The 26440-nt window shown below is 72.2% G+C and carries 21 protein-coding genes and 1 tRNA gene; 14 read left to right on the plus strand and 8 right to left on the minus strand.

Annotation, left to right across the window (positions count from 1 at the left end; translation table 11 throughout):
- The first annotated feature begins 5 nt into the window (after window positions 1-5).
- The 5 genes from ACPT94_RS16460 to ACPT94_RS16480 are packed head-to-tail and all read left to right on the plus strand — an operon-like array spanning window position 6 to window position 5394.
- Entirely contained in the window at window positions 6-1316 is a 1311-nt protein-coding gene (locus ACPT94_RS16460; RefSeq protein WP_425246147.1) for an MATE family efflux transporter, read from the plus strand.
- Complete coding sequence (locus ACPT94_RS16465; RefSeq protein WP_360340549.1) at window positions 1313-2260, plus strand: glycosyltransferase family 2 protein; 948 nt, start codon at window positions 1313-1315, stop codon at window positions 2258-2260. The genes ACPT94_RS16460 and ACPT94_RS16465 overlap by 4 nt, the downstream gene beginning before the upstream one ends.
- On the plus strand, window positions 2257-3495 hold the full coding sequence (locus ACPT94_RS16470) for a polysaccharide pyruvyl transferase family protein (RefSeq protein WP_360340546.1): 1239 nt from the start codon (window positions 2257-2259) through the stop codon (window positions 3493-3495). Before ACPT94_RS16465 ends, ACPT94_RS16470 begins: the two co-directional genes overlap by 4 nt.
- Window positions 3492-4043, plus strand: a complete 552-nt coding sequence (gene rfbC, locus ACPT94_RS16475) for a dTDP-4-dehydrorhamnose 3,5-epimerase (protein ID WP_360340543.1) — start codon at window positions 3492-3494, stop codon at window positions 4041-4043. Before ACPT94_RS16470 ends, rfbC begins: the two co-directional genes overlap by 4 nt.
- A 7-nt stretch (window positions 4044-4050) precedes the next feature.
- On the plus strand, window positions 4051-5394 hold the full coding sequence (locus ACPT94_RS16480) for a glutamate-1-semialdehyde 2,1-aminomutase (protein WP_360340540.1): 1344 nt from the start codon (window positions 4051-4053) through the stop codon (window positions 5392-5394).
- A gap of 17 nt (window positions 5395-5411) precedes the next feature.
- Here ACPT94_RS16480 and ACPT94_RS16485 read toward each other — a convergent pair whose 3' ends face one another.
- The 6 genes from ACPT94_RS16485 to ACPT94_RS16510 all read right to left on the minus strand — a co-directional run bounded on the left by ACPT94_RS16485 (window position 5412) and on the right by ACPT94_RS16510 (window position 13657).
- A complete protein-coding gene (locus tag ACPT94_RS16485) occupies window positions 5412-6098 on the minus strand; it encodes a phosphatase PAP2 family protein (RefSeq protein WP_360340537.1) in 687 nt (228 codons plus the stop codon).
- 403 nt (window positions 6099-6501) lie between these two features.
- On the minus strand, window positions 6502-8271 hold the full coding sequence (locus ACPT94_RS16490; RefSeq protein ID WP_425246148.1) for an RICIN domain-containing protein: 1770 nt from the start codon (window positions 8269-8271) through the stop codon (window positions 6502-6504).
- Between the two features lie 274 nt (window positions 8272-8545).
- The gene (locus ACPT94_RS16495) at window positions 8546-9364 is read right to left on the minus strand and encodes a carbohydrate ABC transporter permease (protein ID WP_360340531.1); all 819 of its coding nucleotides are present in this window, start codon (window positions 9362-9364) and stop codon (window positions 8546-8548) included.
- Window positions 9361-10344 (minus strand): carbohydrate ABC transporter permease, encoded by a 984-nt coding sequence (locus ACPT94_RS16500; protein ID WP_360340528.1) that lies wholly within the window; start codon window positions 10342-10344, stop codon window positions 9361-9363. Before ACPT94_RS16500 ends, ACPT94_RS16495 begins: the two co-directional genes overlap by 4 nt.
- 105 nt (window positions 10345-10449) lie before the next feature.
- The gene (locus ACPT94_RS16505) at window positions 10450-11703 is read right to left on the minus strand and encodes a sugar ABC transporter substrate-binding protein (RefSeq protein WP_360340525.1); all 1254 of its coding nucleotides are present in this window, start codon (window positions 11701-11703) and stop codon (window positions 10450-10452) included.
- A gap of 55 nt (window positions 11704-11758) precedes the next feature.
- The gene (locus tag ACPT94_RS16510) at window positions 11759-13657 is read right to left on the minus strand and encodes a glycoside hydrolase family 127 protein (RefSeq protein WP_425246149.1); all 1899 of its coding nucleotides are present in this window, start codon (window positions 13655-13657) and stop codon (window positions 11759-11761) included.
- Between the two features lie 316 nt (window positions 13658-13973).
- Between ACPT94_RS16510 and ACPT94_RS16515 the strand changes: the two genes are divergently transcribed.
- A complete protein-coding gene (locus ACPT94_RS16515; RefSeq protein WP_360340519.1) occupies window positions 13974-14993 on the plus strand; it encodes a LacI family DNA-binding transcriptional regulator in 1020 nt (339 codons plus the stop codon).
- Window positions 14994-15100: 107 nt separating this feature from the next.
- Here ACPT94_RS16515 and selD read toward each other — a convergent pair whose 3' ends face one another.
- Window positions 15101-16111, minus strand: coding sequence for a selenide, water dikinase SelD (gene selD, locus ACPT94_RS16520; RefSeq protein ID WP_425246219.1), 1011 nt, complete (start codon window positions 16109-16111; stop codon window positions 15101-15103).
- An 82-nt stretch (window positions 16112-16193) separates the two neighbouring features.
- On the opposite strand from selD, the gene ACPT94_RS16525 reads away from it, so the two are divergent.
- The 8 genes from ACPT94_RS16525 to ACPT94_RS16560 all read left to right on the plus strand — a co-directional run bounded on the left by ACPT94_RS16525 (window position 16194) and on the right by ACPT94_RS16560 (window position 26057).
- A tRNA-Sec gene (locus ACPT94_RS16525) sits at window positions 16194-16288 on the plus strand.
- Between the two features lie 24 nt (window positions 16289-16312).
- On the plus strand, window positions 16313-17653 hold the full coding sequence (gene selA, locus ACPT94_RS16530) for an L-seryl-tRNA(Sec) selenium transferase (RefSeq protein ID WP_425246150.1): 1341 nt from the start codon (window positions 16313-16315) through the stop codon (window positions 17651-17653).
- Window positions 17644-19449 (plus strand): selenocysteine-specific translation elongation factor, encoded by a 1806-nt coding sequence (gene selB / locus ACPT94_RS16535; RefSeq protein WP_425246151.1) that lies wholly within the window; start codon window positions 17644-17646, stop codon window positions 19447-19449. The genes selA and selB overlap by 10 nt, the downstream gene beginning before the upstream one ends.
- Window positions 19450-19528: 79 nt before the next feature.
- Window positions 19529-22825, plus strand: a complete 3297-nt coding sequence (gene fdh, locus ACPT94_RS16540) for a formate dehydrogenase (protein WP_425246152.1) — start codon at window positions 19529-19531, stop codon at window positions 22823-22825.
- Complete coding sequence (locus tag ACPT94_RS16545; protein ID WP_425246153.1) at window positions 22822-23763, plus strand: 4Fe-4S dicluster domain-containing protein; 942 nt, start codon at window positions 22822-22824, stop codon at window positions 23761-23763. The genes fdh and ACPT94_RS16545 overlap by 4 nt, the downstream gene beginning before the upstream one ends.
- Window positions 23760-24701 carry an NrfD/PsrC family molybdoenzyme membrane anchor subunit gene (nrfD, locus tag ACPT94_RS16550; protein ID WP_425246154.1) on the plus strand — a complete coding sequence of 314 codons (942 nt, stop codon included), beginning with the start codon at window positions 23760-23762 and terminating at the stop codon, window positions 24699-24701. The genes ACPT94_RS16545 and nrfD overlap by 4 nt, the downstream gene beginning before the upstream one ends.
- 388 nt (window positions 24702-25089) lie before the next feature.
- A complete protein-coding gene (locus tag ACPT94_RS16555) occupies window positions 25090-25422 on the plus strand; it encodes a non-heme iron oxygenase ferredoxin subunit (RefSeq protein WP_360340498.1) in 333 nt (110 codons plus the stop codon).
- Window positions 25419-26057 (plus strand): TetR/AcrR family transcriptional regulator, encoded by a 639-nt coding sequence (locus ACPT94_RS16560; RefSeq protein WP_425246155.1) that lies wholly within the window; start codon window positions 25419-25421, stop codon window positions 26055-26057. Before ACPT94_RS16555 ends, ACPT94_RS16560 begins: the two co-directional genes overlap by 4 nt.
- Here ACPT94_RS16560 and ACPT94_RS16565 read toward each other — a convergent pair.
- Entirely contained in the window at window positions 26052-26249 is a 198-nt protein-coding gene (locus tag ACPT94_RS16565) for a hypothetical protein (RefSeq protein WP_360340492.1), read from the minus strand. The two genes, ACPT94_RS16560 and ACPT94_RS16565, sit on opposite strands and share 6 nt — an antisense overlap.
- Window positions 26250-26440 lie beyond the last annotated feature (191 nt).

Consider the following 26440-nt stretch of genomic DNA (forward strand, 5'->3'; position numbering starts at 1 on the left):
CGCCGATGACCACCGAGGGGGAGAAGACGACGGCACCGGCGACCGAGCCCGGACACGCCCGCCGGACCGCCCGGCGGGCCGTCGCCGGCCGGCTGTCCTGGGGGCTCGCCGACCAGGCGGCCTCCAGCATCAGCAACTTCGCGGTGGGCATCTACGTGGCCCGCTCGCTGGGGGTGACCGCGTTCGGCGTGTTCAGCCTCGCCTGGGTGACCTACGGCGTGGTGCTCAACGTCTCCCGCGGCCTGGCCACCGACCCTCTCACGGTGCGCTTCAGCGGCGTGCCGGAGGCGTCCTGGCGCGGGGCGGTGGCCCGCTCGACGGGTACCGCGCTCGGCGTGGGCGCAGTCATCGGCGCGGCGTGTGTGGTGGGCGGGCTCGCTCTCGGCGGCCGTGTGGGGCCCGCCTTCGCCTGCCTCGGCGTCCTGCTGCCGGGGCTGCTGCTGCAGGACGCCTGGCGGTTCTCGTTCTTCGCCGCCGGCGCCGGGCGGAAGGCGTTCGTCAACGACCTCGTGTGGTGCGTCGCGCTCGTCCCGGCCATGGTCGTGGCGGCCCGCGTGGGCAGCGTGGCCGCGTTCGTGCTCGCCTGGGGCGCGTCCGCCGCGGTGGCCGCGGGATACGGCTACATCCAGTCGGGCATCCGGCCCCGGATGACCCGAGCTCGCGGGTGGCTTCGCGAACAGCGCGACCTCGGCTACCGGTACCTGGTCGAGAACGTCAGCCTCAGCGGCGCGAGCCAGCTGCGGGCGTACGGGCTCGGCGCGATCGTCGGCGTCAGTGCGGTGGGTGCGGTGCGGGGCGCCGAACTCCTGCTCGGCCCGTTCCTCGCCGTGCTGATGGGGCTGTCGCTGGTCACCGTCCCGGAGGCGGCACGGGTGCTCCGGCAGGCCCCGCAGCGGCTGGGGAAGTTCTGCCTCCTCCTCGGCGGCGGGCAGGCCGCCGGCGCGCTGCTCTGGGGCGGCGCGCTGCTGCTGATGCCGGACCGGCTCGGCGAGCTCGTGCTGGGCGGTGTCTGGCACTCCGCCGCGCAGCTCATCGCGCCGGTCACCCTCGGCGTCGCGGGCGCCGGCCTCGGCACCGGCGCGGCGGCGGGGCTGCGCGCGCTGGGCGCCGCCCGACGCAGCCTGCGCTCCCAGCTGTTCGCCTCCGCCTGCTATGTCGGCGGCGGACTCGGCGGGGCGGCCGTCGCCGGCACGGTCGGCTCGGCCTGGGGCGTCGCCGCCGCGACCGTCAGCGGCTCGGCCGTGTGGTGGCTGCAGCTGCGGTCCGCCCTGCGCGAGCACCACCAAGACTCCATCCCCGAAGTGAGGACGCCATGACCGACCGACCCAGGCTGAGCATCGGCCTGCCCGTGTACAACGGCGAGGAGTACCTGGCCGAGTCGCTCGACGCCCTGCTCGGCCAGACCTACGAGGACTTCGAGCTGGTCATCTCCGACAACGCCTCGACCGACGGGACCGAGGACATCTGCCGCAAGTACGCCGCGCAGGACTCGCGCATCCGGTACCTCCGGCTGCCCCGGAACGTCGGCGCCACGCCGAACCACAACTACGTGTTCACCCAGTGCCGCGGCGAGCTGTTCAAGTGGGCCTCGCACGACGACCTGTACGCCCGGGACCTGCTGCGGCGCTGCGTGGAGGCGCTGGACGAGCGGCCGCACGTGATCCTCGCGCACGCCGACCAGGCGGTCATCGACGGCGACGGCCAGGTGAAGGTCCCGTACGAGTACACGCTCGCCACCGACTCACCGCATCCGCCGGAGCGGTTCCGCAGCATGCTGTTCGAGCCCGGCGGCGACGACTTCTACGGGGTGATCCGGGCCGACGTGCTGCGCCGGGTGAAGCCGATGGACAGCTACCACCACGCGGACCGCACGTTCGTCTCCGAGATCGGCCTGCACGGGCCCTTCCACCAGGTGCCGGAGCTCCTCTACTTCCGCCGCGACCACCCCACCCGCGCCGAGCGGGCGAACCCCTCCAAGCGCTCCCGGTGCATCAACCTGGACCCGCGCCGGGCGGGCCTGCTGCACCCGACGCCCCGGCTGCTCGCCGAGTACGTCTGGGGCTTCGTCTCGGCGATCCGGCGGGCGCCGCTGTCCCCGGCCGACCGGCGCGAGTGCTACCGCCACCTGGCCGCGTGGATGACCAGCCGGGCCCGGACGGGCGCCGGTGAGCGGGTCGAGGACCGCGCCCCGGTCGACCCGGCCAAGCTGAACGTCTCCGTCGACGCCCTCGTCGCCGGCCGTGAGGGGCGGCGGGCATGAGGACCGCGACACGTGTGGGGGTGTTCGGTCTGCTCGGCTCCGGCAACCTCGGCAACGACGGGTCGCTCGAGGCCGTGCTCGGGTACCTCCGCGCCGAGCACCCGGAGGCGGTCGTGGACGCGCTGTGCGGCGGACCCGAGGCCGTCGCGGCCCGGTTCGGGATCCCCGCGACGCGGCTGCACTGGTACCGCGGGGAGTACCGGACCGCGTCGCGGGCGGGCGCGATCGTGGGGAAGGGGCTGGGCAAACTCGTCGACGTCTTCCGCACCGCCGCCTGGGTGCGCCGGCACGACGTGGTGATCGTGCCGGGCATGGGCGTCCTGGAGGCCACGCTGCCGCTGCGGCCGTGGGGCTTCCCGTACTCGCTGTTCCTGCTCTGCGCGTCCGGCCGGCTGTCGCGCACCCGGGTCGCGCTGGTCAGCGTCGGCGCCGCCGAGATCGGCAACCGGCCCACCCGGGCCCTGGTGCGCTGGTCGGCGCGGCTGGCCGCGTACCGGTCGTACCGGGACGCCCAGTCCCGTGACGCGATGCGGGCGATGGGCGTGGACACCGCGCGCGACGAGGTCTACCCGGACCTCGCGTTCGCCCTGCCGACGCCGCGGGCGAGCGCGCCCTCAGAACAGGCCCCGAGCTCGCCGGGCCCGGTCTGCGTCGGTGTCATGGACTTCCACGGCGGCAACGACGACCGTGCCCGGGCCGAGGAGATCCACCGGCGCTACCTCGACGGGACGATCCGGTTCGTCCGGGCGCTGGTCGAGGAGGGCAGGCCGGTCCGGCTGCTCACCGGCGACGAGTGCGACGCGTCGGTGGTCGCCGCGATCCTCGACGCGGTGGACTCACCGCTCGTCACCGCCGCCGAGCCGTCCTCGCTGGCCGACCTGATGAAGGAGATGGCGGCTGCCGACACCGTGGTGGCGGTCAGGTACCACAACCTGATCTGCGCGCTGAAGACCGGCACGCCGGTGCTCGCCCTCAGCTATGCGGCGAAGAGCGAGGCGCTCATGGACCGGATGGGCCTTGGCGCGTACTGTCACCCGGCGCGCGAGGTCGACGCCGACCGGCTGCTCGAGCAGTTCCGGGAGCTGGAGCGGCGATCGGCCGAGCTGCGGCGGACCCTCACCGAGCGGAACCTGGTCGCCACCCGGCAACTCGAGCAGCAGTTCACCGCCTTGACCGCGGCCCTGTTCCCGGCGGCCGACCGTGCCCGAGCCCACGTCCGGCAGGAGACCCCATGAAAGCGACCGAAGTCCCGGCGATCGCCGGCGCGTACCTGTTCGAGCCGACGCCGTACGCCGACGAGCGCGGCTTCTTCTGCCGCACGTTCGACGCCGACGTGGTCCGCTCCGTGGGCCTCGACCCGCACGCCTTCGTGCAGGACAGCCTGTCCCGCTCGGTCCGGGGCGTGCTGCGCGGCCTTCACCTGCGCTCCGGCGCCGGCGAGGCCAAGCTGGTGCGGTGCTCGTACGGGAGGATCTTCGACGTCGTCGTGGACCTGCGGCCGGACTCGCCGACATACCTGGGCCAGGCCTCCTTCGAGCTGTCCGGCGAGACACAGGCGACCCTGTACATCCCGGCGGGGTGCGCGCACGGCTTCCAGGCGCTGACCGAAACCGCCGACACCTCGTACCGGATCGACCGCCCGCACGATCCGGCCGAGGACGTGACGATCGCCTTCGACGACCCGGAGCTCGCCATTCCCTGGCCGCTGCCGGTCACATCGATGTCCCAGCGGGACCGGGAGGCGCCGAGCCTCGCCCAGGTCCTGAAGCAAAGAGAGAAGTGAGGTCGGCGTGGACACCGAACACACCGCAGAGACCGAGGAGTTCCTCCTTCCCCGGTCGCGGACGGCGAACGAGCGGCTGCACGCCATGATCCCTGGAGGCGCGCACACCTACGCCAAGGGTGACGACCAGTACCCCGAGAACCTGGCCCCGGTCATCAGCCACGGCCGCGGCGCCCACGTGTGGGACGTCGACGGCAACCGCTACGTCGAGTACGGCTCCGGCCTGCGGTCGGTCAGCCTCGGCCACGCCCACCCCCGCGTGGTCGAGGCGGTGCGGCGGGAACTCGACCGCGGCAGCAACTTCGTCCGGCCGTCCATCGTGGAGGTCGAGGCCGCGGAACGCTTCCTGGCCACGGTGCCGACCGCCGAGATGGTGAAGTTCGCGAAGAACGGCTCCGACGCCACCACCGCCGCGGTGCGTCTCGCCCGCGCCGCCACCGGGCGCCCGCGGGTGGCGATCTGCGCCGACCATCCGTTCTTCTCCGTCGACGACTGGTTCATCGGCACCACGCCGATGTCCGCCGGCATTCCTACGGCGACCACTGAGCTGACCGTGGCGTTCCCGTACGGGGACCTGGCCGCCACGGAGGAGTTGCTCACCCGGTACGAGGGTGAGGTCGCCTGCCTGATCCTCGAACCCGCCACCCACACCGAGCCGCCGCCCGGATACCTCGCCGGCCTGCGCGAACTGGCCGACCGGCACGGCTGCGTACTGGTCTTCGATGAGATGATCACCGGCTTCCGCTGGTCCGAGGCGGGCGCCCAGGGCCTGTACGGCGTCGTCCCCGACCTCTCCACGTTCGGCAAGGCGCTGGGCAACGGATTCGCCGTCTCCGCGCTGGCCGGGCGCCGCGAGCTGATGGAGCGGGGCGGGCTGCGTCACTCCGGCGACCGGGTGTTCCTGCTGTCCACCACGCACGGCGCGGAGACGCACTCCCTGGCCGCCGCGATGGCCGTGCAGACCACCTATGTCGAGGAGGGCGTCACCGCGCGACTGCACGCCCTCGGCGAGAAGCTGGCCGCCGGTGTCCGCGACGCCGCGGCGAGCATGGGCGTCGGCGACCACGTCGTCGTCCGGGGCCGGGCCAGCAACCTGGTCTTCGCCACCCTCGACGAGAACCGGCAGCCGTCGCAGGAGTACCGCACCCTGTTCCTGCGCCGGCTCCTCGCGGGCGGGGTGCTGGCCCCGTCGTTCGTGGTGAGCAGCGCACTCAGCGACGCCGACATCGAGCACACCGTCGACGTGGTGGCCCAGGCATGTGCGGTGTACCGGAAGGCGCTGGACTCCGCCGACCCCACCCCCTGGCTGGCCGGACGACCGGTGAAGCCCGTGTTCCGCCGCCTGGCGTGACATGACGTGACGTGACGTCAGCGAGGCTCCCGCCGACCGGCGTCGGCCATCCGGTCGACCAGCCGGTCGGCCATCCGGTCGACCAGCCACGCGGTCGCCGGTGTCACCGCCAGCGCGGTGCACCAGCCGCCGAGGGCGTCGGTCGGGTAGTGCGCGCTCAGGGCGACCTGCGCCCAGCCCATGGCGGCGCCGGCCGTCAGCCCCGCGGCGAGCACGAGTGACGTGCCGGCCGTCCTGCCGAGGCCGAGCCGGCCGGTCACGAGCAACGCCACCACGAGGGCGAACGCGGTGAGGAAGGCGGTGTGCCCGCTCGGATAGGACAGGTTGCCGTCGCCGTGGATGGTGCGTCCCACCAGGTGCTTGAGCAGTGTCGCCGTCCCCACGGTCAGGGCGGGGCCGGCCATGACGAGCACCGCCGCGCGAGGCCGCCGTAGCAGCAGGCAGCCCGTCACGGCGGCCATGCCCAGCATCGCCGCTCCGGCGGGTTCCCCCAAGAAGTCCACGGCCAGAGCGACGCGCCGCCACGGCGGCCGCACACTGTCCGCCGTCGGCTGGATGACCCACCTGTCCACCCTGCCGGACTCACTGTGGCCTGCGTACAGGACCCCGAGCACGACGACCACCAGCGTGGCGAGCGCCGCGATCGGCCCGAGCCACGCGCGCAGCGACCGGGGCAGCACCGCAGGCGCCGGCCGGCCGGTCACACGTCCACCGCGTCCTGGTGCGAACACGTCAGGCGCGACCTGTGCCGGGCCGACGTCCGGGTCCGCTCCGGCCGAGCGATCCGACGCCGCTGACGCTCGTCGACGTGACCTTCGGCTTCTGCCGGCGCCAACTCCCCACCAAGGAGCCCCCCCCTGTCGTATCCGACGTGGCCCGCGCGGGAGCCGTCAGCGTGTGCGGCCCCGCACTCGCCGGCCTGTCCCTCACCCTGGCCAAGGACGTCGCAATCCGTCTCTGCCTGTCACCCTAACCAACAAACCCTGCCCGTGACGGGCGCTCTTGCCGACGCCCAGGCCGAGGAAGACACCCGTGCTCTCCCGACTCCAGGCGCGAGGACCCCGCGTCGGCCAGTGTCTGCCGACGCGGGGTCGTGGGTCGGGCGGCTCAGCGTGCGGTGAGCCGCCAGAGGTGGTCGGCGGTGCCGTTGTCCGCCCACTGCAGGACCTGGGCTCCGGAGGATGTGCTCATCTGGTCGACTCCGAGGAGGCGACCGCTGTTGTAGTTGGCGATCTTGTAGTAGCCGTCGCGGGCGGGGATGACCTGCCAGAGGTGGTCGGCGGTCCCGTTGTCACCCCAGATCAGCGCGGTGCCGCCGTCGGCCGTGCTCATGTTGGTGATGCCGAGCAGCAGGCCGCTCTTCTGGTTGACGATCTTGTAGAGGCCGGAGCCGGCGGCCACCAGGGTCCAGTTCTGGTCGGTGCCGGTGGTGGAGGCGGCCTGGACGACCGAAGTGCCCTGGGCGGTGCCCGCGTTGAGGGTGTCGAGGGCGAGGCCGCTGTTCTTGTTGGTGATCTGGTAGCGGCCGGCGAGTGAGGTGGAGGTGCCGGTGGGGGTGATCACCAGGTGGTAGCCGTCGGTGGCGTTCATGGTGACGGGCACGGTGATCGAGCCGTTGGAGACGGTGTAGTCGGTGTCGGAGACGGTGATCGGTCCGGGAGAGGCGGTGGTGCGGCCGGTGTCGGGGCTGTACTCCAGCTTGACGTGGACAGTGCTGCCGAAGGCGGGCAGGGAGGAGAGGCCGTTGACCGTCACGGCACAGGAGCCGGTGCAGCCGCCGGCGATGACGCTGATCTGACTGCCCGCGCCGTTGAGGGAGGCGAGACCGTCGATGCCGGTCTGGGCGGGAGGTGTGGTGGTGAGCATGTTCCCGGACATGTCGCCGTACCACTTGTACGTCCAGTAGGAGCCGTTGGGCGAGGCGCCGGTGTCGGTCAGGGTGTCGCCGAGGGTGCCGTAGTGGTTCCAGAAGGCGAGTTCGGCGTCGCGCACGCCGCCCCGCTCGAACTTGGCCGCGTAGCCGATGAGCGCACCCGAGTTGCCCATCTCGGCCGGTGTGCCGTACTCCTCGATGGCGATCGGGCGGGGGCTGATGCCGAGGCTGGACTCCAGGGACCGGTAGGCGGAGATGTGCGCGGCGATGTCCTTGCTGCCCTGCAGCTCGTGCCAGGCGATGACGTCGGGCACCGTGCCGCTCGCCTTGGCGTCGGTGAGGAAGGTGTTCATCCAGGACTGGTTCCACACCGAGTAGCTCGGGCCCTGGATCGGCGTCGTGGTGTCCTTGGCGCGGACCTCCTTGAAGGTGCGGGCCCACCCGTCGTCGGAGGCTCCCGCCTTGGTCGTGTCCCAGGTCCAGTCGGGCTCGTTCCACAGCGCGTACGCGCTGATGTCGGTGGCGCCGGAGGACTTCACCGCGGCGACCTGCTGGTCCACTGCGGACAGCCAGTCGCTCCAGCTCACCCACTTGTAGGGAAAGTCCGGGTACCAGTCCGGCAGCCGTACGACGACCTTGGCGCCCGCCCGGGCGGCCTTGGCGGCGACGACCAGGGCGTCACCGGCGGGAGCGGGCTCGCCGTTGGGCAGCTGGTGGCCGCCCGGCGCCATCTGGACGAAGGTGTTCGGCTTCAGCGGCGTGACCAGGCTGTCGGCGGGGGTGCTGTCGTCGGCGAGGCCGTAGAGGCTGCCCGTGCCGACGTGTGTGACCGGCCGGAGCGTCTGGTTGGCGTTGACGACAAGGGTGGTGGAGGAGCTGGGGGCGGCCTGGGCGGACGGGCCCGTCAGGGTGACGGCGGCGCCGGCCAGCGCCGTGGCCAGGAAGGCCGCGGTGGCGCGGCCGAGGGATGCTCTGTGACGGTGGCGGGGGCTCAGGTGGGACATCAGCGGCTCTCCTGGGGGACGGTGAATCGGAACGCGCCGGTGCCGGGATGCGCCGGGGCGGCTCGGGATGGACGGGAACGTGCCGGTGGCGTGAGGCACCGGAGGCGGGCCGGGGTCGGCCGACGCGTCGTACAGGGGCGTGGGCCCGGGGGGTCGGCCGACGCGTCGTACAAGGGCTTGCGCTCGGGACGGGTTCGCTCTGAGCGCGAGGTCGCCGGAGCAGGAGAGCTCGGCGCCTCGGGCCGGGGCCCGGAGGCGGCGGGCATCGAGGGGGTCAGTCCTTGACCGCGCCCGCGGTCACGCCTGCGGACACGTAACGCTGGGCGAGGACCAGCAGGACTGCCGCGGGGACGGAGGCGACAACGGCGGTGGCCATGATCGCGTTCCACTCCTGGTTGTTGTTGCCGATGTACTTGTAGATGCCGAGGGTGATCGGCCGCAGACTGCCGCCGCCGTCAAGGGTGTTGGCGAAGACGAAGTCGGACCAGGCCCACAGGAAGCTGAACAGCGAGACGGTGACCACCGCGTTGCGGCTCACGGGGAGCACGACGGACAGGAAGGTGCGCCAGGTGGAGGCCCCGTCGATGCGGGCGGCGGCGATGAGTTCTCCGGGGATGCCCGACATGAACGCCGTGAAGATCATGACGCCGAAGGGCACGGCGATGGTGGAGTCGGCGATGATCAGCCCCCACCATGAGTTGAGCAGGCCCAGGTCGAGGAAGATGCCGTAGAAGCCCATCGCCATGACGATGCCGGGGATCATCTGGGCGACCAGCAGGGCGAGGCCGAGAACTCCGCCGCCGGCCGGCCTGAGCTTGGCCAGCGCGAAGCCGGCCGGGGCGGCGAGGAACAGGGTGAGGACGACCGTGCCGAGGCCGATGAGCAGGCTGGTGCCCAGGTAGGGCAGCTGGTCGTCGAGGACGGCCCGGTAGCCCTCGAAGGTGGGATGCAGCGGCAGCAGGTCGGGCGGGCTCTTGCGCATGTCCTGCTGCGGGGTGAGGGACACGTTGACCATCCAGTACACCGGGAACAGCATCACCGCGGTGAGCAGCACACCGACGAACGTGTAGGTGCGCGACGTCAGCGACTTCACGCTTCCTGCCTCCTCTGGACGCGGATGTACAGCAGGCCGAAGACGAGGGCGATGAGGATGAGGATGTTGCCGACGGCGGCCCCGGGCCCGAACTTCGGGAGCAGGGTTCCGAAGCCCAGCTGGTAGGACCAGGTCGCCAGGGTGGAGGAGGCGTCGCCGGGGCCGCCCTTGGTCATGATCCAGATGAGGTCGAACACCTTCAGCGTGTAGACGAGGCCGAGGAGCAGTGTGATCGCGGAGACCGGTCGCAGCAGCGGGAAGGTGACGCGCCGGAACTGCTGCCAGGCGCTCGCTCCGTCCAGAGAGGCGGCCTCGTACAGCTCGGCGGGGATGTTCTGCAGACCGCTGTAGAGGATGACCAGGTTGAAGGGGATGCCGATCCAGATGTTGGCGACGACGACGGAGGTCAGTGCCCAGTCCGGTGAGTTGAGCCAGTCGACCGGGGCGACGCCGACCAGGTGGAGGGCGTAGTTGATGACGCCGGACTCGCTGTTGAACATCCACGACCAGGTCGACGCGGACACGATCAGCGGCAGCAGCCACGGGATGAGGAACAGCGCCCTGAGGGTGCCGGCCAGCCGGAAGTGGCGGTTGAAGAAGACCGCGAGGGCCAGTCCGGCGGCGTACTGGAACGCGATCGACGCGAAGGTGAAGATCACCGTGTGGCGGATCGCCGGACCGAACGTCGGGTCGTCCAGGACGGTCCTGAAGTTGTCCAGTCCGGAGAACGGGGCGTCGCCCGCCACGAACGACCGGACGGTGTAGTCGCGCAGGCTCAGGTCGAGGTTGCGGTAGAGGGGATAGACGTAGAAGGCGGCGAGGTAGAGGGCCAGCGGTGTGAGGAACGCGGCGGCGGTCAGCCGGCTCCTGCGGCGCTGCCGGCGCCGCAGCGCGGGCGCGTCCGTCGTGCCGGTGGTGCGGGTCGTCCCGGAGCTGGCCGAGGACCGCTGTGCGCGGCGGTCGACGCGGGCGATGGTCATGCGGTCTCCTGAATGCGGGTACCGCCCCGGGGCCGGTCGTCGTCCGGAGGGCGCGGCCGTCGAGAGGCGGGCCCGGGGGCTTGCCACGAGGTAGGGCGTCGAAGGTCAGCTGCCGCCCTTGCCCGCTGCCGTCTGAGCCACGTCGAGTGCCGCCTGCGGGCTCTTGCCGCCGGACAGGGCGGACTGCACGGCGGTCCACATCGGCTGGGAGATGGTCGGGTACTTGGTGCCCAGGCCGCCGCTGGTACGGCCGCGTGCCGCGGCCACCGCGGCCACCCACGGCTTGAGCTTCGGGTTCGCCCTGACCTGCTCCGCCTGCACCTCGGTGGTGGGGGCGACGTACGCCAGGGTCGTGTCGGTGGGCAGCAGGTTGGCGGAGCTGGTCAGACAGGTGACGATCTTCTTGCTCACGTCGTAGCGCGCGGTGTCCTTCTGCACCGGGACCGTGACGAACTCGCCGCCGGTCGGCACCGGCGCCGCGCCGCCGTCCCGCCCCGGGATGCTGATGACGCCGTAGTCGAATCCGGCCTTCTCCGCGTTGCCGAGCTGCCACGTGCCGTTCTCGCCGAACGCGTAGTCGCCGGTGGCGAACTCCTGCCAGCTGGTGGTCTGGGTGTTCTGCAGGACGTCCTTCGGCGCGTACCCGGCGTCGACCCACTGCTTCCACAGCGACAACGCCGCGACGCCGTCCGGCGAGTTGAGCTGGGTGAGGTCGGCGCCCGCACCCCAGAACCAGGGGAGGAACTGGAAGCTGCCCTCCTCGGTGTTGATCGCCGAGAAGGTGATGCCCTTCTTGCCCGCGGCCTCGACCTTCTTCAGGGCTTCCGTCAGCGAGGCCCAGTCCTTGATGGAGGCGGGGTCGACGTGGGCGGCGGACAGGACCTTCTTGTTGTAGTAGAGGGCGAGCGTGTTGGCGCCGATCGGTACACCGTAGGGGACGCCCTGGATCGTGCCGGCCCCGATGATGTTCCGCTGGATCGACGCGGTGTCGATGCCCAGGTCGCTCATCTTGTTGAGGATCCCCGCCTCCACCAGAGTGGACACGACCGGGTTGTCCACCAGCATCACGTCGGGGGCGTTGCCCTGCTGTGCGGCGAGCAACGCCTTGTTGCCCAGGTCGGTGGTGTCCATGCCGGTGCGCTTGATCGTGACCCCGGCGTCGGTGCCGCACTTGGTGACGAGCTTGCCCCAGGCCGAGGAGGCGTCGAACTGCGGGTACGGGTCCCAGAACGTGTACGTCCCGCCGGCGCCGCCGGAGCCGGCGGCGGAGGAGTCGGAGCCACCGCCGCAAGCGGCGACGGAGGTGAGCGCGCCGACGGCGGCGATGGCGGCGATCAGGGTACGGCGGGAGTTTCTCACGGTGACCTCGTTGTCTGGTGGGGCGCGAAGGAAGCGGTGTGGGAACTGGGAAAGATCAGGAAGTGGGCAGCCAGACGCGCATGCTGCCGTCCTGGCGGTTGGCCCAGGAGTAGTAGGGGACAGCGGTGAGCTCGACGGGATCGCCGCAGTTTTCCGGCGCCCCGTCGTCGGCGGAGGTGTACGGCCACCAGCCCGCGTCGGCGAGGCGCCGACGGTGTCCGGCCGCGACCACGGTGGTGACGCCGCCGAGCAGATCCGGGCGGTGCTCCACGTCGAGCGGCCGGGTGGTGTCCAGGACGATGTCGTCCAGGCCGCCGCCCGGGTGGTCGACGCCTTCCAGGCAGTACACGAGCGGTCCGCGTTCGATCGCGACACAGCCGCGTACGGCGTCCACCCGGGGGTCGGCGGCGGTGAGCCGGGGCTCCATGCCGAGTTCGAGGACGACCCGGTCACCGGGGGCCCAGGTGCGCTCCAGCCGGAGCCAGCCGTCGGCGGGCGCGTCGCTCTGGTCGTACGCCGTGTCTCCGCAGCGGACCCGATAGGCGCGGCACCACTGCGGGATGCGCAGCGAGAGGGTGCGGGGGCCGTCGGCGGGGGCTTCGTCGACGGTCAGCGCGATGGTGTCGTGCCAGGGGTAGTCGGTCTCGCAGCTCAGGGTGAAGCCGTCGGCGCCGTAGCGGCCGGTGACGTACTGGTGGATGCGGAGGCCGCCGTCGTCGGCGCCGGCCAGGTAGTGCTCCAGGGAGGCCAGCAGCCGCATGACGTTGGGCGGGCAGCAGGCGCAGCGGAACCAGCGGGTGCGGCGGGCCGACTGGTCGCCGCCGGTGTCGGTGTGGCCGTCGCGGACCTGGAGCGGGTTGACGTACAGCCAGCGCTCGCCGTCCAGCGACACCCCGGCCAGGAAGCCGTTGTACAGGGTGCGTTCGATCAGGTCGGAGTAGCGGGCCTCGCCGGTGAGCAGGGCCATGCGCCAGCTCCACTGGACGGAGGCGATGGCGGCGCAGGTCTCGCAGTACGCACGCTCGTTGGGCAGTTCGTAGGGGTCGCCGAAGTCCTCCTCGTCGTGGTGGGCGCCGAGACCGCCGGTGAGGTGGGTCTTGGTCGCGGTCATCGCCCGCCACAGCCGCTCCCCCGCCGCCCGCAGCCCGGCGTCCCCGGTCTCCGCGGCCAGGTCGGCCGCCCCGGCCAGCAGATACAGCTGGCGTACGGCGTGCCCCTCGACGTTGGTCGCCTCGCGCAGCGGGACGCGGTCCTGGCAGTAGGCCTCGCCGCCGAGCAGACCGTGTCCGAACCGGTCGACGAAGTAGCCGGCCAGCTCCAGATAGCGGCGCTCACCGGTCTCCCGGTACAGCTCGACCAGCGCGGTCTCCACCTCCGGGTGGCCGTCGATTCCGTCGAGGAGCTTGCCGCTGCCGGGTGGGCCGAAGACGGAGTCGATCTGGTCGGCGAACCTCACGGCCACGTCGAGCAGTTCGGTACGCCCGGTGGCCCGGTGGTGAGCCACTGCGGCCTGAATGAGGTGCCCGGCGCAGTACAGCTCGTGGCCCCAGCGCAGGTCCCGGTAGCGCTCGCCGCCCTTGAGCAGCTGGAACCAGGTGTTCAGGTAGCCGTCGGGCTGCTGGGCCTCCGCGACCAGGGCTACGATCCGGTCCACCTCGGCGGCCAGCGCGTCGTCCGGGGACTGGGCGAGCTGCCAGGAGGCGGCCTCCAGCCACTTGTAGACGTCCGAGTCGACGAACGGGTACGCGCCCTTGAACTCGCCCTCGGCGGTGCCCGCCGCCACGCGCAGGTTGTGCAGATTCCCTGCCGACTCCAGCAGGCCGGGGCCCTGCGGGATGGAGGTGCGCGCGTTGACCCGTCGGCGGGCGTCCCAGAAACCGCCGCGCACCTCGACGGCGGCGGGCGCGAGCACGGTCTTGGCGTCCGGTCCGAGACGGACCGGCCCTTGGGGCATGCCTCCGGTCGGGGCCGGGGACGGGGAGGAGGGCACGGCGGAACGTGGGCGGGGCATGGCTCTCCGGGAAGTAGGTGAGAAGCGGGTCGAGGTGCGGCGCGCTCTGGGCTGTGGCGCGCTCCGGCGAACGGACAGACGGTGCGCCGTCTGCCGGCCCCGCTTGAGCAAACGTTTTTCTGCCGGGAAACGTAGAAACGCGGCAGGCGTGAGTCAAGGGGTACGCGCAAGTATTTTCCAAGCCTGTAGGAGACTGGCCAGCGAAGGCGAGCAGTGCCAGGATGTACGGCGTCGATGTCGTCTAGGAAAAGGGTTGCGCGTGACCGCCGTTCCAGGTTCTCCCTCCACCGGGCGGGCAAAGCTCGCGGATGTCGCCAAGCTGGCCGGCGTCAGTGTCGGGACGGCTTCGAAGGCTCTGAGCGGCAGCGGCCGGATGCGGCCCGAGACGCGGCAACGGGTGCTTGACGCCGTGGAAGCCCTCAACTTCCGCCCCAACCAGCACGCGCAGAGTCTGCACACGGGACGCAGCTGGACGGTCGGGCTGATGACGACCGACGGCATCGGCCGTTTCAGCACCCCCGTCCTGCTCGGCGCCGAGGACGCGCTCGGCGCCGGGAAGATCTCCGTGCTGCTGTGCGACACCCGCGGCGACGCGATCCGTGAGCAGCACCATCTGCGCAACCTCATGGACCGCCGGGTGGACGGCATCATCGTCACCGGCCGGCGCACCGACCCGAGGCCACCGCTGAAGGGGGTGGAGCCGATTCCGACGGTCTACGCGCTCTCGCCCTCCACGGACCCGGAGGACATCTCTGTCGTCTCGGACGACCGGAGCGGGGCGCACCTGGCCGTCGAGCACCTGCTGGCGACCGGCCGCACCCGGATCGCGCACGTCACCGGCCCGGCGCATCACGCGGCGGCCCGTGACCGCGCCCGCCACGCCGTCGAGTTGCTCGAACGCTCGTCGCTGGAGCCGGCCACCGGCCGGGTCCACTTCGGGGAATGGAGCGAGGCATGGGGGCGCCGTGCCGCCGAAGCGGTCATGCGCACCGCACCGGACACGGACGCCTTCTTCTGCGGCAACGACCAGATCGCCCGGGGTGTCGCGGACGCCCTGCGCGAGAACGGCCAGGACGTCCCGGGCAAAGTGGCGATCGTGGGGTACGACAACTGGGACATCATGGCTCTGGCCTGCCGTCCGCCCCTCACCACGATCGACACCGACCTCACCGAGATCGGCCGGCAGGCCGCCCTACGGCTGCTGGACGCCATCGGCTCCGAGCCTGAACCCGGCCTGCACACCGTTCCGTGCCGTCTGGTGGTCCGCGAGTCCAGCTGAGTCGAGCGAAGCTGCTCGCCGGCGCCGCCCCGCGCACCCTCTACTCCCCCGACGCCGACGACGTGGTCCAGGTCGACCACCGGCCGCTCGTCGGCTCGATGGCCGGCTCAGCGGATCACCAGGACATGGTCGCCGCGCGGCAGCAGTTCGCCGACGACGGGCGTGCCGGGGATTTCACCGGCCACCAGCAGCCCGCCGGAGGTCTGCGCGTCGGCCAGGAGCAGCGCCTCGTCCTCGTTCACCGCCGACAGGTCACTGTGCGGGCGCACCCACTCCAGGTTGCGCCGGGTGCCCCCGCTGACATAGCCCTCGCGCAGTGCCTGCCGGGCGCCGTCGAGGTAGGGCACGGCTGCGGCGTCGATCACCGCCGTGACCCCGCTCGCCCGCGCGAGCTTGTACGCGTGCCCGAGCAGCCCGAACCCGGTGACGTCCGTCGCGCAGGTGACCCCGGCGGCCAGCGCCGCTTCGGCCGCCTCCCGATTGAGCCGGGTCATGACCTCGACCGCCTGGGGGAACACCTCGCCCGTGGCCTTGTGCCGGCTGTTCAGCACACCGATGCCGAGCGGCTTGGTCAGGGACAGCGGCACACCCGGCGCGCCGGCGTCGCTGCGCAGCAGACGGTCCGGATCGACCAGGCCGGTGACGGCCATGCCGTACTTGGGCTCGGGGTCGTCCACGCTGTGGCCGCCGGCGACATGGCAGCCGGCGGCCGCGGCCGTGTCCAGGCCGCCGCGCAGCACCTCGCGGGCCAGTTCGAGGGGGAGCACATCGCGCGGCCAGGACAGCAGGTTCACGGCGAGCAGTGGACGGCCACCCGTGGCGTACACGTCCGACAGCGCGTTCGCCGCGGCGATCCGCCCCCAGTCGTAGGCGTCGTCGACCACGGGCGTGAAGAAGTCGGTGGTCGCCAGCACCGCCGTGCCGTCGGGCAGCCGGACCACGGAGGCGTCGTCGCCGTCGTCCAGCCCGACCAGCAGTTCGCCGGCGGGGTCGAGGACCGGGACGGCGGCCCCCAGGCCCCGCAGCACCTCCTCCAGCTCGCCCGGCGGGATCTTGCAGGCGCATCCGCCGCCGTGCGCGTACTGGGTGAGGCGGACGGTTTCTCGGGGCGACGTCAGTGAGGTCACGTCGACCATGATTCCGCATACCTCCCATTAGCGGCTATATAGGGCATTTGCGAAGATGGGCCGTGTGGCCTGGGGAGGCGTATCCGGCCTGGTGACCGGCCCGGTCTTCAAAACCGTTGAACGGCAGGAGCTGCCGTTGGCGGGTTCGATTCCCGTCCGCCTCCGCCACCCACGGCGAGCACGAGAGGTGCCATGAGCGATCCGCGCCGGCTCATCCCGGGAACCGACTCCGTACTGGCCGATCCGCGCGTCGCCACCGCCCTGCGGACGCTGGGACGCCCTCTGGTGAAAGCGGCCGTCGCCGAAGCCCAGCGCCGCGCGAGGATCGGCGAGATCGCCCCCGAGGACGTCGTGGACACGGCGGTCGGCCACCTGCCCGAGCGGGCCTGCGGCCTGCGGCCGGTGATCAACGCCACCGGCGTGCTGGTGCACACCAACCTCGGCCGCGCCCCGCTGTCTCAGGCCGCCCGGGACGCCCTGATGGCCGCGGCCGGGTGCACGGACGTCGAGTTCGACCTCGCGCAAGGCCGCCGGGCACGCCGCGGCCGCGGGGTTCTCGCCGCGCTGGCCGAGGCCGTACCCGACGCGGGAGCGGTGCACGTGGTGAACAACAACGCGGCCGCGCTGCTCCTTTGTGCCCTGGCGCTGGCTTCCGGACGGGAGATCGTGATCAGCCGGGGGGAGCTGGTCGAGATCGGCGACGGGTTCCGTATTCCGGAACTGCTGGCTTCCACCGGCGCACGGCTGCGCGAGGTCGGCACCACCAACCGCACCCATGTGGGCGACTACGCCGAGGCCGTCGGCCCCGACACCGCCTTCCTGCTCAAGGTTCACGCCTCCAACTTCCACATCGGCGGTTTCACCGCGGCGGCGGACGTGGCGGAACTGGCGGCGCTCGGACCGCCGGTGGTGGTGGACATCGGTTCCGGCCTGCTCGCCCCGCACCCGTTGCTCCCCCGGGAACCGGACGCCGCCACCGCGCTGCGCGCCGGTGCGGCGCTGGTGACCGCCAGCGGGGACAAGCTGCTCGGCGGTCCGCAGGCCGGGCTGCTGCTCGGCCGAGCGGACCTGGTCGAACGACTGCGACGGCATCCCGCGGCGCGGGCCCTGCGGGTGGACAAGCTGACCCTGGCCGCGCTGGAAGCGACGCTGCGCGGCCCGGAGCCGCCCGTACGCGCCGCGCTGGCCGCCGACGAGACCGTCCTGCGCGAGCGCGCCACCCGGCTGGCCGAGCGGCTGCGGGCCGAGGGAGTACCGGCGGAGGTGCTGCGCACGGAGGCGGCCGTGGGCGGTGGCGGCGCGCCCGGGGTGACCCTGCCGAGCGCGGCCGTCGGCCTGCCCACACGGTACGGCCCGCTGCTGCGCACCGTGGCGGTTCCGGTGATCGGCCGGCTGGAGCACGGACGGTGCCTGCTGGATCTGCGCACGGTCGCGGCGGAGGAGGAGCAGTCGGTGCTGGAGGCCGTACTCGCCGCCCGGCGGTCGGACGCGGGCGATCCGAGCGGTGACGGGAGTGAGCGGCCGTGCAGGTGATCGCCACCGCCGGGCATGTCGATCACGGCAAGTCGACACTGGTGAGACTGCTCACCGGGATGGAACCGGACCGCTGGGAGCAGGAGCGCCGACGCGGCCTGACCATCGACCTCGGCTTCGCCTGGACGACCCTCCCCGACGGACCGGAGGTGGCGTTCGTCGACGTCCCCGGCCACGAGCGGTTCGTGCCGAACATGCTCGCCGGCGTGGGCCCGGTCCCCGCCGTGCTGTTCGTGGTGGCCGCCGACGAGGGGTGGATGCCACAGTCGACCGAGCATCTGCAGGCGCTCGACGCACTGGGCGTGCGGCACCTGCTGCTCGCCGTCACCCGCTGCGACCTCACCGACCCCGAACCGGCCCGGCGGCAGGCGCTCGCCCGCATCGCGGCCACCGGCCTCGGACCGGTCGACTCGGTGACGGTGAGCGGGCGCACCGGCGAGGGCCTGGACCGACTGCGCGCCGGACTGCTGCGGCTGGTGGAAGCCCTGCCACCCGCCGATCCGGACGCCGACGTCCGGCTGTGGGTGGACCGCTCGTTCAGCATCGTCGGCGCGGGCACGGTGGTCACCGGGACACTGACGGCCGGCACCCTGCGAGCCGAGGCGGAGCTTCAGCTGGCGTCCACCGGCGCGGTGATGCGGGTACGCCGACTGCAGACCCTGGGGCGAGACGCGCCCGAGGTTCGCGCCGTGGCCCGAGTGGCGGTCAATCTGCGCGGAGTCGAGCAGCACGCGGTCGGTCGCGGCGACGCGCTGCTCACTCCGGGCAGGTGGCTGAGCACCGCCGAGGTCGACGTCGCGCTGCGCGGCGGTGACGGCGGCGCCACGGTTGACGCCGGTGAGCGCCGTGATCTCCCCCGCGAGCTCGTGCTGCACGTGGGATCCGCATCGGTGGCCGTCCGCGTCCGGCCGCTGGGGGCGGGCAGCGCCCGGCTGCGGCTGGCCCGGCCCCTGCCGCTGCGCGTCGGCGACCGCGCGCTGCTGCGCGACCCCGGTCGGCACCGCATCGTCGCCGGTGTCGACGTCCTCGACGTGACGCCTCCCGAGCTGCGCCGACGGGGTGCCGCGCGATCGCGCGCCGAGGAACTGGCCGCTCTGACCGACGCGCCCCCGCAGACGGTGGCCGAGGCGGTCCTGCTCCGGCGGCGCTTCGCGACCGTGGGCGAGCTGGCCTCCATGGGGCTGCCCGAGGTGGGCGATCCGGTGGGTGACGGTCTGAGGGTTCACGCGAGCGTGTGGCGAGAACTGCTCGCCTCCGTCCGCGTCCTGGTGGACCACTGGCGCGACGATCACCCGCTGGAGTCCGGCGTGCCCGTGGAGGCGGTACGGCAGCGGCTGCGGCTGCCCACGACCGGTGTGGTGGAACGGCTTGCCGGTGCCGCGTCGCTGCCGGTGGCGGACGGGCGGATCCGCGCACCGGGCCGCCTGGCGGTGCTACCCCGACCCGTCGAGACGGCGGTGGCCGCGCTGACCGCCGCGTTGCGCGACGCCCCCTTCGCGGCGCCGGACGCCGCCAGGCTGGCGGAGCTGCGGCTGGGGTCCCGGGAGCTGGCCGCCGCCGTGCGCGTGGGCCGCCTGCTGAAGGTGGCCGACGGTGTCTTCCTGCTGCCCGACGGCGACACACGGGCCGTTGAGGTGCTCTCGGCACTGCCCCAGCCGTTCAGCCCCAGCCAGGCACGGCAGGCGCTTCGGACCACCAGGCGGGTGGCGGTGCCCCTGCTGGAGCTGCTGGACCGCCGGGGTGTCACCGAGCGGCTGCCGGACGGCACCCGTCGGATACGTACCTCACCGACGTGATCGGTGCTCGACATGCCCGCCGCGAGCCCCGGCGTTACGTTGGCTGCGACAGGGAAGGGCCGCGAGGCGGGAGAGCGCCATGGGCCTGCGGCAGTGGATCGAGGGCTGGCCGGTGTACCGGCAGCTCACCGGCGACGACGCGCTGGGCAGGGGAAGCGCGGCCCGCTCACGCGGCACCGAGCGCCTTACCGCCCGTACCGAGCAGGCCGACCGGGTCGTCCGGTCCGTGTGCCCGTACTGTGCCGTGGGCTGCGGCCAGAAGGTCTACGTCAAGGACGAGAAGGTCACCCAGATCGAGGGCGACCCGGACTCCCCGATCTCGCGCGGCCGGCTGTGCCCCAAGGGCGCGGCCAGCAAGCAGCTGGTGACCGGCCCGGGCCGGATCAGCACCGTCCTCCACCGGCCTCCGCACGGCACGGGATGGGAGCGGATCCCGCTCGACCGGGCGATGGACATGATCGCCGACCGGGTCGTCCGGACCCGCCGGCAAACCTGGCAGGACACGCACGACGGCGTCCCCGTCCGGCGCACGCTCGGCATCGCCTCGCTCGGCGGAGCGACGCTGGACAACGAAGAGAACTACCTGATGAAAAAGCTGTACACGGCGCTGGGCGCGATCCAGATCGAGAACCAGGCACGGATTTGACACTCCTCCACGGTTCCCGGTCTGGGAACCTCGTTCGGCCGTGGCGGAGCCACGACGTTCCAGCAGGACCTGGCCGAGGCCGACTGCATCCTCATCCAGGGTTCGAACATGGCCGAGTGCCATCCCGTCGGTTTCCAGTGGGTGATGGAGGCCAAGGAGCGGGGCGCCACGATCATCCACGTCGACCCCCGCTTCACCCGCACCAGCGCGCTGGCGGACGTCCACGTGCCGCTGCGGGCCGGAACGGACATCGCCTTCCTCGGCGCCCTGATCAACCACGTGCTGAGCACCGGCAAGGAGTTCCGCGAGTACGTCGTCGCCTACACCAACGCGCCGGCGATCCTGCGGGAGGACTTCGCCGACACCGAGGACCTGGACGGGCTGTTCTCCGGCTTCGACCCGGAGAGCCATCACTACGACAGGACCAGCTGGATGTACGAGGGCGCGCAGGCCGCTGCCGCGGCCGGCGACCGGGACCGGTGGACGACACCGGAAGACGGGGGTCGGACGGCCGACGCCGCCCGGCAGCACGGAGGCCGGGCGCCGCGCGACACCGCCCGCGCCGAGTCGTACGGCTCCGGCGGCGCCGCCCTGGGCGGGAAGCCGGCCATGGACCCGACACTGCGACACCCCCGCTGCGTCTACCAGGTGCTCAAGCGGCACTTCGCGCGCTACACACCCGAGCTGGTCGAGGACGTCTGCGGCGTCTCCCGCGAGCTGTTCGCCCAGGTGGCCGACGCGATCACCGCCAACTCGGGACGGGAACGCACCACCGCGCTGTGCTACTCCGTCGGCTGGACCCAGCACACCGTCGGGGTGCAGTACATCCGCACCGCGTCCATCCTGCAGGCGCTGCTGGGCAACATAGGGCGGCCCGGCGGCGGCATCCTGGCCCTGCGCGGACACGCCAGCATCCAGGGCTCCACGGACGTCCCCACCCTGTTCAACCTGCTGCCCGGCTACATCCCCATGCCACACGCCCACCAGCACCAGGACCTGGGCGCGTTCGTGGCCGCGGACGCCGGCACGACCGGCTTCTGGGGCAACATGCGCGCGTACGTCGTGAGTCTGCTCAAGGCGTGGTGGGGAGAGGCGGCCACCGAGGAGAACGACTACCGCTTCGACTGGCTGCCCCGGCTGACCGGCGACCACGGCACCTACCGGACGGTGCTGAACCAGCTCTCCGGCGAGTGCAAGGGGTACTTCCTCGTCGGGGAGAACCCGGCCGTCGGTTCCGCCAACGGCAAACTGCAGCGGCTGGGCCTGGCGAACCTGGACTGGCTGGTGGTGCGGGACCTTCGGATGATCGAGAGCGCGACCTTCTGGAAGGACGGTCCGGAGATCGAGACCGGTGAGCTGCGCACCGAGGAGATCCCGACGGAGGTGTTCTTCCTGCCGGCCGCGGCGCACACGGAGAAGGACGGCAGCTTCACCAACACCCAGCGGCTGCTGCAGTGGCACCATGCCGCGGTCGCCCCGCCGGGCGACGCCCGCAGCGACCTGTGGTTCTACTACCACCTCGGCCGGATCGTCCGGGAGAAACTGGCCGGCTCCACCGACCCGCGCGACCGCCCGCTGCTCGACCTCACCTGGGACTACCCGACCGAAGGCCCGCTGGCCGAGCCGAGCGCCGACTCGGTGCTGGCCGAGATCAACGGGTACGGACCGGACGGGCAGCCACTGTCGACATCGACCCAGCTGCGGGACGACGGCTCCACCGCCTGCGGGGTCTGGATCTACTGCGGCGTCCACGCCGACGGACACAACCACGCGGCGAACCGCCGGCCGCGCGCCGAACAGAGCCGGGTCGCCCCCGACTGGGGCTGGGCATGGCCGGCCAACCGCCGCATCCTCTACAACCGGGCGTCGGCCGACCCCGAGGGAAGGCCCTGGAGCGAACGCAAGCGGTACGTGTGGTGGGACCCGGAGCGGGGCCGGTGGACCGGGGACGACGTCCCGGACTTCGAGGCGGACAAGCCGCCCGACTACCGGCCGCCGCCGGGCGCGAAGGCCCAGGACGCCCTGGCCGGCACCGACCCGTTCATCATGCAGAGCGACGGCCGCGCCTGGCTGTTCGCACCGGCCGGGCTGGTCGACGGCCCGCTGCCCACGCACTACGAGCCGCAGGAGTCCCCGGTGGACAACCCGCTGTACGGGCAGCAGACGAGTCCGGCGCTCCAGGCCCACGACCGCCCGGCCAACCGGTACCACCCGGCCGCCAGCGCGGTGTTTCCGTACGCGTTCACCACCTACCGGCTCACCGAGCACCACACGGCCGGCGGCATGAGCCGCACCCTGCCCTATCTGTCCGAGCTGCAGCCGGAGTTCTTCTGCGAGGTCTCCCCCGAACTCGCCGCCGAACGCGGCCTGGAACACCTGGGCTGGGCGACCATCACCACGGCCCGCACGGCGGTCGAGGCGAGAGTACTGGTGACCGACCGGATCAGACCGCTGCGGGTCCGGGGCCGCACCATCCACCAGGTGGGCCTCCCCTACCACTGGGGCCCGGAAGGACTGACCACGGGTGACGCGGCGAACGACCTGCTGTCCGTGGTGCTCGACCCGAATGTACGCATCCAGGAGGCGAAGGCGGCGACCTGCGACATCCAGCCGGGCAGGCGTCCACGCGGCCCGGCGCTGACCGCCCACGTGGCGGCGTACCGGCGGCGCGCCGGCCTCCCCGACGACATCCCGCCGGGCAGGGGAAGCACAGGAGAGGGGCGGCGATGACCTCCGACCGCAACAGGCTGTCCGGCCCGCTGGCCGACCCCAGCGCGGACGCGGGGTACCCGGCGGACGCCCACCCGCCCCGGATGGGTTTCTTCACGGACACCTCCGTCTGCATCGGCTGCAAGGCGTGCCAGGTCGCGTGCAAGGAGTGGAACCTCGTGCCGGCCGAGACCGAGGAACTCGACCTGCTGGGGCACTCGTTCGACAACACGGGCGCGCTGAGCGCCAACAACTGGCGGCACGTGGCGTTCATCGAGCAGAAGGTCGAGCAGACGGCGGCGCCGGACCGGCCGCCGGTCGATCTGGGCATGCCGGCCATGGGGCCGCCCGGTCAGGAGGCGGGAACCCCGGAAGGCCAGGTGCGCTGGCTGATGTCCAGCGACGTGTGCAAGCACTGCACCCACGCCGCGTGTCTGGACGTCTGCCCGACCGGGTCGTTGTTCCGCACCGAGTTCGGGACCGTGGTGGTGCAGGAGGACATCTGCAACGGCTGCGGGTACTGCGTGCCGGCGTGCCCGTACGGCGTGATCGACATCCGCCCGGGCGACGGCCGGGCCTTCAAGTGCACGCTGTGCTACGACCGGTTGGGGGCCGGCCAGGAACCGGCCTGCGCCCAGGCCTGCCCGACCGACTCCATCCAGTTCGGCCCACTGGAGGAACTGCGCGAGCGGGCCGACCGGCGGGTCACCGAGTTGCACGAGCGCGGGGTGGACCAGGCACGGCTGTACGGCCGGGATCCGCAGGACGGCGTCGGCGGTGACGGCGCGTTCTTCCTGCTGCTGGACGAGCCCGAGGTGTACGGGCTGCCGCCGGACCCGGTGGTCACCACCCGTGACCTGCCGTCGATGTGGCGACACGCGGCCACCGCGGCCGTCGGTGTGGCGGTCGGCGTGGCGCTGTCCTTCCTGGGCCGGGGAACAGGGAGGAGGAAGCCGTGACGGGAAGCGGTGAGCGGGAGCAGCCCATGGTGGCGCGCGCGGAGTTCCGGTCGTACTACGGCCGGCCGATCCTCAAGCGTCCCACCTGGAAGGTGCCGGACGTGCCGGGCTATCTGTTCCTCGGGGGAACGGCCGGTGCGTCGGCGTCCATGGCGGCGGTCGCCGACCTGACCGGGCGTCGGGAGCTGGCCGGGGCAGGGAGATGGGTCGCCGCCGCCGCGTCGGTCGGGAGCGTCGCCGCCCTGATCCACGACCTCGGCCGTCCCGAGCGCTTCACGCACATGCTGCGCGTCCTCAAGCCCACTTCGCCCCTGTCGGTGGGCTCCTGGATCCTCGCGCCGTTCTCCGCGCTCGCCACCGCCTCGGCCGCCGCGCAGGCCACCGGACGCCTGCCGGGGCTCGGCCGGCTCGCCGGACTCGGCTCCGGAGCGCTGGGGCCGGCGATGTGCACCTACACCGCGGTGCTGCTCTCCGACACCGCGGTGCCGGCGTGGCACGAGGCGTATCGGCAACTGCCGTACGTCTTCGCGGGCAGCGCGCTGACCAGCGCCGCGGGGGCCGCACTGCTCTGCGCACCCGGCGCGGAGCACGGGCCGCCGATCCGGATGGGCCTGCTCGGAGCGGGTATGGAACTCGCCGCGATGCGCCGCGTCGAGCGGCGGCTCGGGCTGGTCGCAGAGCCCTACGTCACGGGCCGGCCCGGTCGGCTGCTGACCCTGAGCAAGACCCTGACCGCGGCCGGAGCCGGACTGTCGCTTCTCACCGGTCATCGGGCGGCCCCGCTCCTGGCCGGAGCGTCCTACCTGGCAGCGGGACTGTGCACCCGGTTCGGCATCTTCGCAGCGGGCATGGCGTCCGCCCAGGACCCGGCGTACGTGGTGACACCGCAGCGGCAACGCCTGGGCCCGGGCCAGGGCGTCGCGGCGAACGATGACTGACCAGCGGTTCAGCGGGCATTTGCGGGGTGGAGAACTCGGCGATCCGCGACGTCGGCGACCGCCCGCACAAGCTGCTCCTGCACTTCTTCGAGTCGCCGTCCGAGATTTTCGGCGAGGCTTTCTCGCGTGACAGGGATCGAAGCCGGCCGTCGGCTGCCGCATGGCAATTCCCGTCAATCCGCACGTACCCGTGTTCGCGGAGACGCGGCAGCGTCTTAGGTCCAAGTGCCGAGTTCGGTTCGGGCTCGGGTCGGGTGCCGGTCCCTGACTGCGCCACTAGCGTTGCCAATCAGCCACGACCACTCGTGTGACGCTCCTGTCCGGCGCGGCCCGCCCGGCGTATCCCCGGGGAGCGACCCCGGTGTCGTGGACGCACCCGAGGAGAGCGATGCCCAGCAGCGGCTACACGTACTTGTGCAGGTTCGACGTACTGAAGGAGGGCGAACCGCGTCGGTTCGAGGTGGAGGGTGCTCCCGTCACCCTCGTCCTGGCCGAGAAACAGGTGTTCGCCATCCACGACGTGTGCTCGCACAGTGCCGTCTCGCTCTCCGAGGGCGAGGTGGACGGATGCACGGTCGAGTGCTGGCTGCACGGCTCCCGGTTCGACCTGCGCACCGGACACCCCCTCGATCCGCCGGCGACACGTCCTGTACCGGTGTACCCGGTGCAGATCGAGGACGGATGCGTGTACGTCCATGTCGTACCGCGGAGTGAACGGTGACGCAGACCCCGGACGACGCCGCGGCGGAGCGGGCCGACGCCGCCCGCAACCGCGCCCGACTGCTGGAGGCCGCCGCTCGGCTGGTGGACGAGCGGGGAGCGGAGCATGTGACGATGCACGAGATCGCGCAGGCGGCCGGCGTGGGCAAGGGCACGCTCTTTCGCCGGTTCGGCGACCGCACCGGACTCCTGGTGGCCGTGCTGGAAGAGGCCGAGGCGGACTTCCACGAGACGTACACCTCCGGTCCCCCTCCGCTGGGACCGGGCGCACCGGCGAGCGACCGGCTGGCGGCGTTCGGTTGTGCCCTGATCGAGCGCATCACCGACGAAAGGGACCTCGGGGCCGCTCTGGCACGCCAGGTCCCCCTCGACCGGCGCCATGCCTCGGGCGTCGGCCGCGCCTTCCACCAACACGTCGCATCCCTCTTGCAGGAAGCGGGAGTCAAGGGCGATCACGAGATGCTTGCCCACTCCATGCTCGCCTTGGCGACCTTCGAGACCGTGGACTACCTGCGCACCGAGTTCCAGGTCAGCACCGCACGCCTCCAGACCACCTGGGTGGACCTGGTACGGCGGGTGACCGCAGTCGACGAAACGCCCCGAGAGCCCGGACAAGGGCCGGAACAGCGCTCATGATCGGGTGACGGCACCCGGAGGGAAGACGCGCACGGCGCTCCTCCCGCCCATGGCCTGCGCCTCCTGGGCGTCACGGGCAGCGCGGTGAACGACGACGTTGCCCAGATCACGGGACAGCTGTGCGACGAGAGCGGTGAGGACCCGGCCCGAGGTTCCGGGGAACAGGGCGGACAGCGGAGTACGGAAGTTCATGGCGCGTCCTCTCCGTCCGCAGCCGGCGAGTTCCGAAGGAACTCGTTGCCGGCGATCCGGTTCAGCACGGCTCTGGGCAAGCGATACACCCCGCTTCTGTGAAGGGTTCGGCCACACGACAGGACAGAGAGGAAAGGGGTTCTCGCCGGCTTCGCAGGCAGGTGGCATCGACGACGAAGCCGACGAGAGTC

This window comes from Streptomyces aurantiaciflavus, assembly GCF_049808595.1.
In the GTDB taxonomy this organism is placed as follows: Bacteria; Actinomycetota; Actinomycetes; order Streptomycetales; family Streptomycetaceae; genus Streptomyces.